The sequence below is a fragment of the Mycolicibacterium vulneris genome, assembly GCF_002104765.1.
Taxonomy (GTDB): domain Bacteria; phylum Actinomycetota; class Actinomycetes; order Mycobacteriales; family Mycobacteriaceae; genus Mycobacterium; species Mycobacterium vulneris.
The window spans coordinates 63,199-76,995 of the sequence record NZ_NCXM01000023.1 but is presented as its reverse complement, the minus strand read 5'-3'; the positions used below and the strand labels follow the sequence as shown (position 1 = coordinate 76,995).

Here is a 13,797-nt window from a genome sequence, read left to right as displayed (position 1 = left end):
TCGACCGGCAGAGCTAAATTCAGCCCGAGCCAATCACTTGGATGTGGCGCGCGCGGAAGCCACCATTCGGAGTCGACGGGTGCGGCTGGGAGACGCCGCCGTGGGCGCTTGAGGAGCGGTCAAAGTGGTTGAAGGCGTGCCAACTGACGGAAAGGACCCCGACGCTCCGCAGCCGCCGGATTGGGCTGCCCGGTTCGGTTCGGTGTCGGTGGACTGGTGGGCGACCGCGGTGGCGGGTGTGCTCGTCGCGTTGGCCGTGGCCAACGCGCTGCCGAAGATCCCCTGGTGACCGGCGTGAGCACGGTCCAGGTGGCGCCCGACGAAACGTCGGATGAAGCCACCTTCACCAGCACCCGTCCGCTCGACTATGTGCCCGGCATCCTGCTGCTGATCGGCGTGGGAGTGTTGGGCAAATACGCCCAGATCTGGTGGAACGCGCTGGCCAAACAGCAGCACTGGACCGTGCCCGACATCGAATATGTGTTGTGGGCGATCGTGATTGGGCTGCTCATCACCAACACGATAGGCCTGCACCCGATATTTCGGCCCGGTGTGCTGACCTACGAGTTCTGGCTCAAAGTCGGGATCGTGGCGCTTGGTTCGCGATTCGTGCTGGGCGATATCGCCAAACTGGGCGGCATCAGCCTGGTGCAGATCCTGGTGGACATGACCATTGCCGGAACGATCATCATCGTCGTGGCCCGCGCGTTCGGGTTATCGGGCAAGCTCGGCTCGCTGTTGGCGATAGGCACGTCCATCTGCGGGGTGTCGGCCATTGTGGCCGCCAAGGGCGCGATCCGGGCCCGCAACTCCGATGTCAGCTACGCGATAGCGGCGATCCTGGCGCTGGGCGCGGTGTCACTGTTCGTGTTGCCGCCGTTGGGGCATGCGATCGGACTCACCGACCACGAATTCGGTTTGTGGGCGGGGCTTTCGGTGGACAACACCGCCGAGACCACCGCGACCGGCTACCTGTACTCCGACCATGCTGGCAAGACCGCGGTGCTGGTGAAGTCGACCCGCAACGCGCTGATCGGGTTCGTCGTGCTGGGCTTCGCGCTGTTCTGGGCGGGTCGGGGGCAAGCCGACGAGATCGCGCGGGGCGCCAGGGCCAAGGCCGCGTTCGTCTGGAACAAGTTCCCGAAATTCGTGCTCGGCTTTCTGGTGGTCTCGGCGATCGCCACCGCCGGCTGGCTGACCAAGGGGCAAACCGCCAACCTCGCCAACGTCTCGAAATGGGCCTTCCTGCTGACCTTTGCCGGTGTGGGACTCAACACCGACATCCGTCAGATCGCGCGCACCGGGTGGCGTCCGCTGGTGGTCGCGGTCATCGGGCTCACCGTCGTCGCCACGGTCTCACTCGGCATCGTGCTGCTGACGTCACGCGTGTTCGGTTGGGGCGCAACAGCCTAAGGTTCAGCGCTCCAACCGCTTTGCGTGCGAACCGATTCGGCCTCGGTACGCCAGCCATCAGCCGACGTTGGCACCGCCCTCGGCGATCCTGCGCACCGCCTTCAGGAACACGTCGATCTCTTCGAATGTGTTGTAGAACGCGAACGACGGGCGCACAGTGGCCTCGAGCCCGTAGCGACGAAGGATCGGTTGGGCACAGTGATGGCCCGCCCGCACCGCGATGCCTTCGGCGTTGAGCGCCTTGCCCACCTCGAGTGGCTCGTGGCCGGCCAGCACGAATGACAGCACGCTGGCTTTCTCCTCGGCGGTGCCCACCAGGCGCACACCCGGAATGTCGGCCAACCGCGGCGTCGCGTACTCGAGCAGCGCGTGCTCGTGGGCCGCGATGCGCTCGATGCCCACCCGCTCGACGTAGCGCAGCGCCTCCCCCAGCCCGACGGCGTCGGCGATGTTCCCGGTGCCGGCCTCGAACTTGTTGGGCAGACCCTGGTACAGCGAGCGTTCCAGCGTGACGTCGGCGATCATGTTGCCGCCGCCCTGCCACGGTGGCGTCTCGGCCAGGGCCTCCTCGGACCCGTACAGCACCCCGATCCCGGTCGGCCCGTAGATCTTGTGCCCGGAGAACACGAAGAAGTCGACACCGAGCTCGGCGACGTCAATGGGCAGATGCGGAATCGACTGCGCCCCATCGATCAGCACTCGCGCGCCGTACCGGTGGCCCAGCTCGACGATCTTCTCCACCGGCGTGACCGTGCCCAGCGCGTTCGACACCTGGGTGGCCGCCACCAATTTGGTCTTGGGCCCCAAGAGATCCTCGAACTCCGACAGCAGCAGGTTGCCCGCGTCGTCGACCGGCGCCACCCGCAGAACCGCGCCGGTTTGCTGTGAAAGCAGTTGCCACGGAACGATATTGGCGTGGTGCTCGAGGTGGGTGATCACGATCTCGTCGCCCGGCCCCAGATGCTTGCCGCCCCAGGCGTAGGCCACCAGGTTGATGGCTTCGGTTGTGCCGCGCACGAAGATGTTCTGCTCGGCCTTGGGCGCGCCGATGAACCGGCGCACCGTCTCGCGGGCCTCTTCGTAGGCATCGGTGGCGCGAGCGGCCAGCTCGTGCGCCGCCCGATGGATGTTGGAGTTCTCGTGCGCGTAGAAGTACGCCAGCCGGTCGATGACCGCCTGCGGCTTCTGCGTGGTCGCGGCATTGTCGAACCAGATCAATGGTTTCCCGTTGACCGTCTCCCGCAGAATCGGGAAATCGGCGCGGATCGCATTGACGTCGAAGACCTCGTGCTCGTCGCGCAACTGCGGCACGGGATCGGCTTTGGTCAGGAAGTGGTAGTCCCTCTCGTCACCGTCCGGCGCATTCGGCGCGGGCGCGTCGGACCAGCCGAGGTCGGTGACCGACGGCGCCGCGGGCAACCACGGCGGTGCCGAACCGCGCGAACCCGCGGGTAGAGCCGGTGCCGTCCCGGCCAGCACACCGGGCACCGTGGGCACGATGCCGCGGGGCACCGCGAACGCACTGGGGTTGCCGCCGAACCACGGATCCGGCGCGGCGATCGTGCCTGGCACCGAACCCCGCGGGGCCGCCGGCACGGTCTGCGGCGGGGCCTCGGGCTCGGCGGACGTCGGGGCCGGCAGGTAGATGTCGGCGACGCCCAGCTGCGGGATCGGCGCCGGGAACACGTCGGCGGCACCCGTGGCCGCCCGCCCGGCCGACGTCGCCGCCGTGGCATCGGGCGCGCTACCGCGCGGGGCCACCGGCGCCGTCTGCGGAGGGCTGTCGGGGCCGGGCCGGATGCTGGCCGCATACAGCTGGGTGGCCAGCGCCGCGAGCTCCGCGGCGCTGATGGGCAGCTCGCTTTCGGCGTCTACCGAGCGGTACTCACTTGTACTCATGGAACTGATCCACGGCCACGTCGTCGAGCACGGCGAGCGCGTCGTCGGTGAGGACCGCCAAGGACGTGTACAGCGTGACCAGGTAGGTCGCGATCGCGGACTGGTTGATGCCGGTGAACCGCACCGACAGCCCCGGCGCCTGCTCCCCGACCAGGCCCGGCTGGAACAGGCCGACCACGCCCTGACGCTCCTCGCCCGTGCGGACCAGGATGAACTTGGTCTTGCCGTCCTCCACCGGCACCTTGTCCGACGGGATCAACGGGATCCCGCGCCAGGTGATGAACTGCGCGCCGAACAGGCTCACCACCACCGGCGGCACGCCGCGGTAGGTGGCCTCCCGGCCGAATGCGGCGATACCGAGCGGGTGGGTGAGGAAGAAACTGGGCGTCTTCCAGACCTTGGTGATCAGGGCGTCGAGGTCGTCGGGCGCGGGCGCACCGGCGAGCGTCTGGATGGTCTGCTCGGGCGTGGCCTGCGCAAGCAGCCCGTACTCGGGGCTGTTGATCAGCTCGAATTCCTGACGTTCCTTGATCGTCTCGATGGTCAGCCGCAGCTGCTGGGCGATCTGGTCGTGGGGGCTCGAGTACAGGTCGGACACCCGGGTGTGGATGTCGACCAGGGTCGAGATGCTCCGCAGCGTGTATTCACGCGGGCTGGTCTCGTAGTCGACATAGGTCTCCGGGAGCGGTTCGTCGGTGCCGGCTCCCGCTTCGGCCTTGATCGCGACCTGCTCGGGGTTGACCACGCGGTTGACCCGGTAGATGCCGGCCTCCACCGGGACCCAGCCGAGCAGGTGCAACAGCCAGCGCGGCGTGATCGTCGAGAGCTGGGGAACCGTCTTGGTCGCGTTGGCAAGCTGCCTGGCAGCGAGATCACCAAGTGTCTGAGACTCGTTTTGAGCCGACGTCATCGTGGTCCTTCCGTACTTGGTCGAATACTGCGGCCTGTGTCGGGCGGATCTATCGTCCCCCACCAGCAGCGGGTCCGCGCGCCGAGCCTAGGCAACAGTAGGACGTGGCCAGAAGGTTTAGAGCCGGGCTGAGCGAAACGAGTGAAAAGCGCCGATGCCCTATAGTGGGGGCCATGCAACACCCCGTACAGCTGCGCTTTGTCCCGTCGCGCTGCGTCGACTGCTGTTGCTGTTGTTGTTGTTGATTTCCGCAAGCCCTCTGTCGCTGTAGAAATCCCCGCGCCAGCCCATTTCAGGGGCGGTATCGCCGGGTCATCGCCCGGCGGCGTGCAGACGCGGGCCCATGACAAGCCTTTCAGGAAGATCAACAACCCATGACGATTCTGTCCGAGCCCAACCGTGCCCTGGCACAGGTGGCAACCCGCGGGCGTTCCGTGGTCCGACCGGCCACCGCGCTCAACCGCATGACCCGATACCGGGGCGGCACGTATTCCCACACCGTCGATCGGGTCGTGTTCACCGACGGCAGCTGGGCGCGCACCGACCTGATCAGGCTCAACCCGAACGTGCACGCCTACTCGCTGGATTTCACCGGCATCGCGCCGCAGCACCCGTCGCGCTATCGTGTCGACACCTGGTCCGCGCTGCCGCATCTGCGCACGTCTGGCCACGAAGCCAAGGTCGACTGGATCCTGCGGCACTCCTTTCCGATGCACTCCACCGCCGAACTGAGCCGGCGGGTGCGCGAGGCCGGTTATCCGCTGGGACCGGCCAACATCAGCGAACACGAGGCGATCGCGGCCACTCAGGCGGCGATCTGGTTCTTCACCAATGGCCTGGCGCTGGACACCCGGCCGCTCAACGTGCCCGTTGCGGTTGACCGGTCCGCCGGACCGGTGATCACGTTCGAATTCGACGGTGCACCACAGCTCGGCGGCTATTCGGTCTGGACCGCCTCGGATGTCGCCGTCACCGTGCGGTTGCAGAAATCGGCCAATCATGTTGACTGGCAGGATGTTTCCGGATCGGAGCTGATCGTGAGCCCCGGCGAGGGCCGTCATCAGCGCACGCTGGGCGAGGGCAGCACACTGTCGTCGAGCAGCCACGGCCGCGGCGGGCGCGGGTACCGTTACTACCGGTTGGTCGCATACTCCGAGATGGGCACACCCAGGATCGAGCACGTCAGCTTCCGGCTCACCGGTTCCCGCCACTATCGCAACGCCGACAAGGTCGTGCATCTGTACAACTACCTGCTCGCGCAGGCGCGAAAGGCCACGCATGAGACCGAGGAAGCGCTGCTGGTCGATCACCACGCGACCGCGGACTCGGGGCTTGTCGGACCGTTTCAGGTGCGAATCCCGCTGATACTCAGCGCGAACGACGGCCACGAACTTGTCGACGCTGACGGCTTCGCCGTCGCCGGGGCGATCGAACCCGGCACGGATTTCTACCTACGTCAGGCACCCGACACTTCGGGAATAACCCTCACCGCGAAAACGGTTGGCGATCTGCATGGACGCGTGCTCACCGGGGTGGCCCTGGATGAAGCGTCACAACGCTTTACCCCGGTGGCGCTAGCCATCCCCACCGAGATGAACATAGAGTTCGATATTAGCTGGCAGGCAGAGGCCTGGTCCTACGTCGTTGGAGACAATAGGTAGATGAGCATCGCGGAGAACGTCACGGAATTGATCGGTAACACGCCGCTGGTCCGGCTGAACCGGGTCACTGAAGGTGCGGTCGCCGACGTCGTCGCCAAGCTGGAATTCTTCAACCCGGGCAACAGCGTCAAGGACCGCATCGGGGTCGCGATGATCGACGCGGCCGAGCAGGCGGGCCTGATCAAACCGGACACCATCATCCTCGAGCCAACGAGCGGCAACACCGGCATCGCCCTGGCGCTGGTGGCCGCGGCCCGCGGCTACCGTTGCGTGCTGACCATGCCGGAGACCATGAGCGTCGAGCGACGAATGTTGTTGCGCGCCTTGGGCGCCGAGATCATCTTGACGCCGGGTTCGGACGGCATGCCGGGTGCCATCGCCAAGGCCGAGGAACTGGCCAAGAGCGACCAACGGTATTTCGTGCCACAGCAATTCGAGAACAAGGCCAACCCCGCGATCCACCGCGCGACCACCGCGGAGGAAGTGTGGCGCGACACCGACGGCAAGGTCGACATCTTCGTCGCCGGCGTGGGCACCGGCGGCACCATCACCGGCGTCGCCCAGGTGATCAAGGAACGCAAGCCCTCGGCACAGTTCATCGCCGTGGAACCGGCCGCGTCCCCGGTGCTGTCCGGCGGACAGAAGGGGCCGCACCCCATCCAGGGCCTCGGAGCCGGGTTCGTCCCGCCGGTGCTCGCGATGGATCTGGTCGACGAGGTGATCGCCGTCGGCAACGAGGAATCCATCGAGCTGGCCCGGCGGCTGGCCGCCGAAGAGGGACTGTTGGTCGGTATTTCCTCGGGCGCGGCGGTGGTCGCCGCCCTGCAGGTGGCCCGCCGGCCCGAGAACGCCGGAAAGCTCGTCGTCGTGGTGCTGCCCGACTTCGGCGAGCGGTACCTCAGCACGCCGTTGTTCGCCGATCTGGCCGATTAGCCATGCTCGAAGCCATCCGACGTGACATACGAGCGGCGCGGGAGCGCGATCCGGCCGTTCCGACCACGCTGCAGGTGATATTGGCCTACCCGGGCGTGCACGCCATCTGGGGCCACCGCATCAACCACTGGCTGTGGCATCGCGGCGCACGGCTGATCGCGCGCATCACCGCCGAAATCACCCGGATCCTGACCGGCGTCGAGATCCATCCCGGTGCCGTCCTGGGGCCCGGTCTCTTCATCGACCACGCGACCGGGGTGGTGATCGGCGAGACCGCCGAGGTGGGCGAGGACGTGACCATCTACCACGGCGTCACCCTCGGCGGCAGCGGCAGGGACACCGGAAAACGCCATCCCACCATTGGTGATCGGGTGACGATCGGCGCCGGCGCGAAGATCTTGGGCGCGATCAAAATCGGTGACGACAGCCGCATCGGCGCCAATGCCGTGGTGGTCAAAGAGGTTCCGTCGAGCTCGGTGGTCGTCGGGGTGCCTGGGCAGGTCATCAGCCGCAGCCGTCCCGGCAGTCCGGACGACTCGATGATGCCCGACCTCGTCGGCGTCAGCCTGCAGTCGCTGCTGACCCGCGTGACCAAACTCGAAGCCCGGGCGGACGGCTCCCAGAGCAATCACGTCATCAGGCCGCCCGAGGCCGGTGTCTGGCACGGCGAGGACTTCTCCATCTGATCTGTGAAAGATCGTGGAGCCCGCTGAACACACCGTGATCTCCGGTATTCGCCACGCTGCACCGAATCCCCGTCGGCGCGTTCCGCGGGGTTGAGCTCGGCGGAGTATTACTCACGCTGAACTTAACCCCCTGATGGAATGCATCACCGTCCGCAGCGTTGCACAGTGGGTTATGACCACGACGCGCGACGGCGACACCCTCGGGGTCCGATCATGACCGAGCTGCACCTGGCCGTGGGCCTGGATGGCTACGGTTGGCATCCCCAGGCGTGGCGATACGCGTTCGCGCACAACGCGACCGGTGGCGGGCAACTCAGCGGTCGCTACTGGGCCGCGCTGGCGGGCACCGCCGAGCGCGGGCTGCTTGATTTCCTGACCATCGACGACAGCCTGGACGTACAGCCGGGCCGCCGGGCCGAAATCTCCCCGCGGCGCCTGGCGGGGCGCGCCGATGCCACGCTGGTGGCAGCCCGGGTCGCGCCGGTCACCAAGCACATCGGCCTGGTCCCCGTTGCCACGGTCACCCATACCGAGCCGTTCCACGTCTCCAAAGCGATTGCGACGCTTGACCATATCTCGCATGGGCGGGCGGGCTGGCAGGTGCGGGTGAGCCCGACCGCGCACGAAGCCGCGCTGTTCGGCCGGCGGGCCGCCCCCGCCGCCGACGAACTTTTCGACGAGGCCGCCGACGCCGTCGAGGTGGTGCGCCGCCTGTGGGACAGCTGGGAGGACGACGCCATCATCCGCGAGGTCGCGACCGGCCGCTACATCGACCGCGGCAAGCTGCACTACATCGACTTCGCCGGAGAGCACTTCTCGGTCAAGGGGCCCTCGATCACCCCGCGGCCACCCCAGGGCCAGCCGGTGGTGGCGGCGCTGGCACACGCTGTCTACGAATTCGCCGCGGCCAACGCCGACCTGGTGTTCGTCACTCCGCACGACGAGGGCTCGCTGCGTGCGATCCTGGCCGACGTCCGCCACGCGCAGCGCGCCGCGGACCGCGAGATCGGAGTCTATGCGGACCTGGTGGTCTCGCTGGCCGACGATCCGTTGGCACCGGCAGCGGCCATCTCCTCCGATGCGCACGTATTCACTGGTAACGCAAGCGATCTCGCGGATCTCCTGCTCGCCTGGCAGGACGCCGGGGTCGACGGCGTGCGGCTGCGGCCTGCGATCAACGCCATCGACCTGCCCGCCATCGTCGACGACCTGGTGCCACGGCTGCAGCACGCCGGCCGATTCCGCACCGGCTACCGCGACGGCGAGACGCTGCGCGAACGCCTGGGCCTGGCCGCCGCACCCAATCGGTACGCGACGGTGCCGTCATGACCGTCACTCCCCTGTCGATCCTCGACCTCGCGCCCATCAGCGCCGGCAGCGACGCCGCGACGGCACTGCGCAACACCATCGACCTGGCCCAGCACGCCGAGCGCTGGGGCTATCGGCGCTACTGGCTCGCCGAGCACCACTTCGTCGCAGTGGCCAGCTCGTCACCGGTGACGCTGATCGGCCAAATCGCCGCGGCCACAGAGCGAATTCACGTCGGATCGGCCGCGGTGCAGGTCGGGCACACGACGGCGCTCGCGGTGGTGGAAAGCTTCGGCATCCTCGACGCGCTCTACCCCGGCCGCATCGACATGGGGTTGGGCCGGTCCGGGCAGCGTCGCCAAGAGGCGGCCACGTCGTCTCCGCCCGTACCCGAACGCGCGCCCACGCCGTGGCGTGAGGTGGCCGGCGTCGTCATCCCCACACCCTTCGACCAGACGCCGCTGATGAAAAGCGATCGGATCCGGGCGCAGGCGTCGGTGCTCGCCCAGCCGTGTGCTCAACCCCCCGACTTCGCCGACCAGCTGGCCGACATCGAGGCGATGCTGGACGGCACGTATACCGTCAACGGCCATGAGCTGCACGCCGTTCCGGGCGAGCACGCCCAGTTGACACCGTGGATCTTCGGCAGCACCAAAGGCCAGAGCGCCGAGGTGGCCGGCGCCCGTGGACTTCCATTCGTCGCCAGTTACCACATCACCCCCGGCACGGCGCTCGACGCGATCACCGCCTACCGCAGCGCATTCCGACCGTCCGCCCGGCTCTCCGAGCCATACGTGGTGGTGTCGGCCGACGTCGTGGTTGCCGAGGACAGCGCGACCGCACGCCACCTCGCGTCCGGTTACGGCCGCTGGGTGCATTCCATCCGCAGCGGCCACGGTGCGGTCCCCTACCCTGACCCCGACTTCTGCGAGCCGTTGACCGAGGGCCAGCAGGCGCTGGTGACCGACCGCACCGCAACACAATTCGTCGGTAATCCGGACGAGGTCGCCGACCGGCTCGAGCTGCTGCGCCGGGCCACAGATGCCGACGAACTGGTGATCACCTCCGTGACGCACCGGCACGTCGACCGGCTGCGCTCGCATGAACTGATCGCCAAGCGATGGGGGCTTACCGGATGAGCGTTCGAAAAGTGACCCGCCGCAAGCAGATCCATCTGGGCGCGCACTTTCCCGGGGTGAACAATACCACGGTGTGGTCCGACCCCAGTGCGGGCAGCCAGATCGCGTTCGAATCGTTTGTGCACCTTGCCAAGACGGCCGAGCGGGGGCTGTTCGACTTCTTCTTCCTGGCCGAAGGCCTGCGGCTGCGTGAGCACCGCGGCAAGATCCACGACCTCGACGTCGTCGGGAGACCCGACACCTTCACCGTGCTGGCCGCGCTCGCCGCGGTCACCGACAGGCTCGGCCTGGCCGGCACCATCAACACCACCTTCAACGAACCCTACGAGGTGGCAAGGCAATTCGCGACGCTGGACCAGCTGTCCGACGGGCGGTCGGCCTGGAACATGGTCACCTCCTCGGACGCGTTCACCGGGGAGAACTTCCGCCGCGGCGGCTTTCTCGCGCACGCCGACCGCTACCACCGGGCCGAGGAATTCATCACCGTGGCGCGAAAGTTCTGGGACAGTTGGGCGGCCGATGCCGTCGTCGCCGATGTCGATGCGGGGATCTATGCCGATCCGGCTCGCATCGGCAGCGTCGAGCACCACGGCCCGCAATTCCGCGTCCACGGCGTGGCGTCGCTGCCCGCCGGCCCGCAAGGCCACCCGGTGCTGCTGCAGGCCGGCGACTCCGACGACGGCCGTGACTTCGGCGCCCGGCACGCCGACGCCCTGTTCACGCTGCACGGCTCGCTCGAGGCGGGCCAGCGCTACTACGCCGACGTGAAGAGCCGCGCCGCGGTCTACGGGCGGGATCCCGACCAGCTCAAGGTGTTGCCCGGCGCGACGTTCGCGCTGGGTGACACGCCCGCCGAGGCGCAGGACAACGCCCGCCACATCCGCGAACAACAGGTCAGCGGCCCGACCGCGATCGCGTTCCTCGAACAGGTGTGGGGCGTGGACCTCTCGGCCTACGACCCCGACGGGCCGCTGCCCGACGTCGACCCCGTCGAGAACCCGAACATCACGCGCGGACGGGTCCGGCACGGCGATCCCAAGACGGTCGCCCAAACCTGGCGGGCCCGAGCGGAAGCCGAAAGCCTGTCGATCCGCGAGCTGATCATCGAGGTGACCAGCCGCCAGCAGTTCGTCGGGACTCCGCTGCAGGTGGCCGAGGAGATCGACCGCTACGTGCAGTCGGATGCCTGCGACGGCTTCATCCTGGTGCCGCACCTGACGCCGCACGGCCTCGACGAGTTCGTCGACAAGGTGGTGCCGCTGCTGCAGGAACGCGGTAGCTTTCGCACCGAATACCGCGGCCACACCTTGCGCGAGCATCTGGGCCTGTCACCCACGCCGGGGTGGGCGGGAAATTCGGCCGGCATCGCGATCGGCCAATGAGAGCCGGCAGAGCGGCACCGTGAATTTGCTCCCCCGCCTGGACTCGAACCAGGAACCCTTCGGTTAACAGCCGAATGCTCTGCCAATTGAGCTACAGGGGACTAACCCGATCGCGGGACGACTCTAGCGTACTGGCACGACCGCACCCAACTGCGGACCAGTGGCGATCGCAAGCGCGGCGTGGCCGGACGCAGCGGGTCGCCGGGCGGTGAGGCAGGATGGAGCCATCGATAGTCGGGAGGACCGTTTTGATCCGGTATGTCGTGGTGCTTGGACTGGGTTACGTGCTGGGCTCGAAGGCCGGGCGTCGCCGATACGAGCAGCTCGTCGGCACTTATCGCGCGCTGACCAGCAGTCCGGTGGCCAAGTCGATGATCGAGGGGGGACGCCGCAAGGTCGCCAATCGGATCTCCCCCGACGCCGGTTTCGTCACGTTGACGGAGATCGACGACCAAACGGCGATCATGGAACGCGACGTCGAGGCCGACGACGCGCTCGCGCCGTCTAATCGTCGCCGCTAGCCTGCTCCAACAGGCTGCGCCGGTAGGACTCCATCGCCACCAAATCGCCGAATAGGGCGTGATACTCGTCGCCCTGCTCGATCGGCGACATGCGCTGCAGCTTCGATTTCACCTCGGCGATCTGCCGGCCCATCCACACCTCTTGCAACCGGGCCAGCACGCCGCCGATGTAGCGCGGCAGCTTCTCCTCGTCGACCTGGATGGCCTCCACCCCCAGCTCGCTGGCCAGGCCGGCCGTCAGGGGCGAGGAGGCCTGGTCACGCACCGCCTCGATCCACTGCGCGCCGGTGACCCCGCTCGACGTACCCCCGGCGGTCTCGATGGCCGCGCGGATGGCCGCGTACCCGGGATGGGTGAAGCTCTCCACGGTCAGTGTGTCGAACACCGGCCCCGCGAACGCCGGGTACTGCAGGGCCGCCTTGAGCGCCTCCCGTTGGGGCCACAGGGTGGGGTCACGCGGGTCCGGGCGGCTGGCGGCGGCCTGGGCGGCGGCGGGCGCCGGCTCGGCCGCGCGGCGGGAGGTCTTGGGCGCGGAACCGCCGCGGGCCTGCGTGTGGGAGCTCTTGGCCTGGCTGCGCACCCGGTCGATCACCTGCGCGACGTCGTCCCAGCCGACCCAACCGGCGAGCTGGCGGGCGTACTCGTCGCGCAGCGTGGGGTCCTTGATCTGGCTCACCATCGGCACGCAGCGGCGCAGCGCGGCAACGCGGCCCTCGGCGCTGTCCAGATCAATCTCGGCGAGCGCCGAACGTATCGCGAATTCGAACAGCGGGGTTCGCCGCGCCACCAGGTCGCGCAGCGCGCCGTCGCCGGACTTCAGCCGCAGATCGCACGGATCCATGCCGTCCGGCGCGACTGCCACGAACGACTGCCCCGCCAGATTCTGCTCGCCGCCGAAGGCTTTGAGCGCGGCGGCCCGCCCGGCCGCGTCACCGTCGAAAACGTAGATCAGTTCGCCGCGAAAGAAGCTGTCGTCCATCATCAGTCGGCGCAGCATCGACAGATGCTCGTCGCCGAACGCGGTGCCGCACGAGGCGACGGCGGTGGTGACCCCGCTCAGATGCATCGCCATCACGTCGGTGTAGCCCTCGACGACGACCGCCTGGTGCCCCTTGGCGATGTCGCGCTTGGCCAAGTCGATGCCGAACATCACGTTCGACTTCTTGTACAGCAGCGTCTCGGGCGTGTTGATGTACTTGGCTTCCATCGGATCGTCGTCGAACAGCCGCCGGGCCCCGAAACCGATCACCTCACCGGCCGAACTGCGGATGGGCCACAACAATCGGCGGTGGAAGCGGTCCATCGGTCCGCGCCGTCCCTGCCGCGACAGGCCGGCCGCTTCCAGCTCTTTGAACTCGAAGCCCTTGCGCACCAAGTGCTTTGTCAGCGAATCCCAGCCCGACGGTGCGAAGCCGCAACCGTAGCGACGGGCCGCCTCGGCGTCGAAGTTCCGCTCGGTCAGGTACTGCCGCGCCGGTGCGGCCTCGGCGGATTCCAACGCCGCCGCATAGAACTCCGCCGCGGCCGCGTTGGCCGCGACGAGCCGGCTGCGGCTACCGCGGTCGCGCTGCACGCTGGTCGCCGGGCCGGAGTAGTTGATGGTGTGGCCGATCCGGTCGGCGAGCAGTTCGACCGCCTCGACGAAACTGACGTGCTCGATCTTCTGGATAAACGCATACACGTCGCCGCCCTCACCGCAGCCGAAGCAGTGGAAGTGGCCGTGGTTGGGGCGGACGTGAAATGACGGCGACTTCTCGTCGTGGAACGGACACAGGCCCTTGAGCGAATCGGCGCCGGCACGCCGCAATTGGACGTAATCGCCGATGACTTCGTCGATGCGCACCCGTTCGCGGATGGCCGCGATGTCGCGGTCGGGAATCCGGCCGCGACCCCGGGAACGGCCATCTCCCTCCGCGCGTGAACCTGCCGGGCTTGACATCGGCTC

General features: G+C 67.8%; 12 protein-coding genes and 1 tRNA gene. 9 read left to right on the top strand and 4 right to left on the bottom strand.

Translation table 11 applies throughout. The features are described from left to right. Window positions 1–136: 136 nt before the first annotated feature. Window positions 137–289, top strand: coding sequence for a hypothetical protein (locus tag B8W69_RS30700; RefSeq protein WP_165762656.1), 153 nt, complete (start codon window positions 137–139; stop codon window positions 287–289). Beyond that, window positions 283–1,413 (top strand): YeiH family protein, encoded by a 1,131-nt coding sequence (locus tag B8W69_RS20710; RefSeq protein WP_085291667.1) that lies wholly within the window; start codon window positions 283–285, stop codon window positions 1,411–1,413. Before B8W69_RS30700 ends, B8W69_RS20710 begins: the two co-directional genes overlap by 7 nt. Before the next feature lie 57 nt (window positions 1,414–1,470). Here the strand turns inward: B8W69_RS20710 and B8W69_RS20705 are convergent, their stop codons facing one another. Together B8W69_RS20705 and B8W69_RS20700 are read right to left on the bottom strand one after the other, a co-directional pair. Continuing rightward, window positions 1,471–3,312, bottom strand: a complete 1,842-nt coding sequence (locus tag B8W69_RS20705) for a family 2A encapsulin nanocompartment cargo protein cysteine desulfurase (protein ID WP_085291649.1) — start codon at window positions 3,310–3,312, stop codon at window positions 1,471–1,473. Then, a complete protein-coding gene (locus tag B8W69_RS20700; protein WP_085291648.1) occupies window positions 3,299–4,222 on the bottom strand; it encodes a family 2A encapsulin nanocompartment shell protein in 924 nt (307 codons plus the stop codon). The genes B8W69_RS20705 and B8W69_RS20700 overlap by 14 nt, the downstream gene beginning before the upstream one ends. Window positions 4,223–4,596: 374 nt before the next feature. On the opposite strand from B8W69_RS20700, the gene B8W69_RS20695 reads away from it, so the two are divergent. The 6 genes from B8W69_RS20695 to B8W69_RS20670 all read left to right on the top strand — a co-directional run bounded on the left by B8W69_RS20695 (window position 4,597) and on the right by B8W69_RS20670 (window position 11,331). Continuing rightward, window positions 4,597–5,883: a TQXA domain-containing protein gene (locus B8W69_RS20695; RefSeq protein WP_085291647.1), complete on the top strand. Its 1,287-nt coding sequence runs from the start codon at window positions 4,597–4,599 to the stop codon at window positions 5,881–5,883. Further along, window positions 5,884–6,816, top strand: coding sequence for a cysteine synthase A (gene cysK, locus B8W69_RS20690; protein ID WP_085291646.1), 933 nt, complete (start codon window positions 5,884–5,886; stop codon window positions 6,814–6,816). It begins immediately after the preceding gene. Window positions 6,817–6,818: 2 nt separating this feature from the next. Further along, window positions 6,819–7,502, top strand: a complete 684-nt coding sequence (gene cysE / locus B8W69_RS20685; RefSeq protein WP_085291645.1) for a serine O-acetyltransferase — start codon at window positions 6,819–6,821, stop codon at window positions 7,500–7,502. A 213-nt stretch (window positions 7,503–7,715) separates the two neighbouring features. Beyond that, window positions 7,716–8,831, top strand: coding sequence for an LLM class flavin-dependent oxidoreductase (locus B8W69_RS20680; protein ID WP_085291644.1), 1,116 nt, complete (start codon window positions 7,716–7,718; stop codon window positions 8,829–8,831). Continuing rightward, on the top strand, window positions 8,828–9,949 hold the full coding sequence (locus tag B8W69_RS20675) for an LLM class flavin-dependent oxidoreductase (protein ID WP_085291643.1): 1,122 nt from the start codon (window positions 8,828–8,830) through the stop codon (window positions 9,947–9,949). Before B8W69_RS20680 ends, B8W69_RS20675 begins: the two co-directional genes overlap by 4 nt. Next, window positions 9,946–11,331, top strand: a complete 1,386-nt coding sequence (locus tag B8W69_RS20670) for an NtaA/DmoA family FMN-dependent monooxygenase (RefSeq protein ID WP_085291642.1) — start codon at window positions 9,946–9,948, stop codon at window positions 11,329–11,331. Before B8W69_RS20675 ends, B8W69_RS20670 begins: the two co-directional genes overlap by 4 nt. Before the next feature lie 28 nt (window positions 11,332–11,359). Here B8W69_RS20670 and B8W69_RS20665 read toward each other — a convergent pair. Beyond that, window positions 11,360–11,432, bottom strand: a tRNA-Asn gene (locus B8W69_RS20665). 147 nt (window positions 11,433–11,579) lie between these two features. Between B8W69_RS20665 and B8W69_RS20660 the strand changes: the two genes are divergently transcribed. Further along, the gene (locus B8W69_RS20660; RefSeq protein WP_085291641.1) at window positions 11,580–11,852 is read left to right on the top strand and encodes a hypothetical protein; all 273 of its coding nucleotides are present in this window, start codon (window positions 11,580–11,582) and stop codon (window positions 11,850–11,852) included. On the opposite strand, the gene dnaG is transcribed toward B8W69_RS20660, so the two are convergent. Then, on the bottom strand, window positions 11,836–13,791 hold the full coding sequence (gene dnaG, locus B8W69_RS20655) for a DNA primase (protein ID WP_085291640.1): 1,956 nt from the start codon (window positions 13,789–13,791) through the stop codon (window positions 11,836–11,838). The genes B8W69_RS20660 and dnaG overlap by 17 nt on opposite strands. Window positions 13,792–13,797: the final 6 nt, after the last annotated feature.

Excerpts from the sequence above, each read along its gene's own strand:
- B8W69_RS20705 (WP_085291649.1), bottom strand. The coding sequence starts at position 3,312 with ATGAGTACAAGTGAGTACCGCTCGGTAGACGCCGAAAGCGAGCTGCCC.
- B8W69_RS20700 (WP_085291648.1), bottom strand. The coding sequence starts at position 4,222 with ATGACGTCGGCTCAAAACGAGTCTCAGACACTTGGTGATCTCGCTGCC.
- B8W69_RS20695 (WP_085291647.1), top strand. The coding sequence starts at position 4,597 with ATGACGATTCTGTCCGAGCCCAACCGTGCCCTGGCACAGGTGGCAACC.
- cysK (WP_085291646.1), top strand. The coding sequence starts at position 5,884 with ATGAGCATCGCGGAGAACGTCACGGAATTGATCGGTAACACGCCGCTG.
- cysE (WP_085291645.1), top strand. The coding sequence starts at position 6,819 with ATGCTCGAAGCCATCCGACGTGACATACGAGCGGCGCGGGAGCGCGAT.
- B8W69_RS20680 (WP_085291644.1), top strand. The coding sequence starts at position 7,716 with ATGACCGAGCTGCACCTGGCCGTGGGCCTGGATGGCTACGGTTGGCAT.
- B8W69_RS20675 (WP_085291643.1), top strand. The coding sequence starts at position 8,828 with ATGACCGTCACTCCCCTGTCGATCCTCGACCTCGCGCCCATCAGCGCC.
- B8W69_RS20670 (WP_085291642.1), top strand. The coding sequence starts at position 9,946 with ATGAGCGTTCGAAAAGTGACCCGCCGCAAGCAGATCCATCTGGGCGCG.
- dnaG (WP_085291640.1), bottom strand. The coding sequence starts at position 13,791 with ATGTCAAGCCCGGCAGGTTCACGCGCGGAGGGAGATGGCCGTTCCCGG.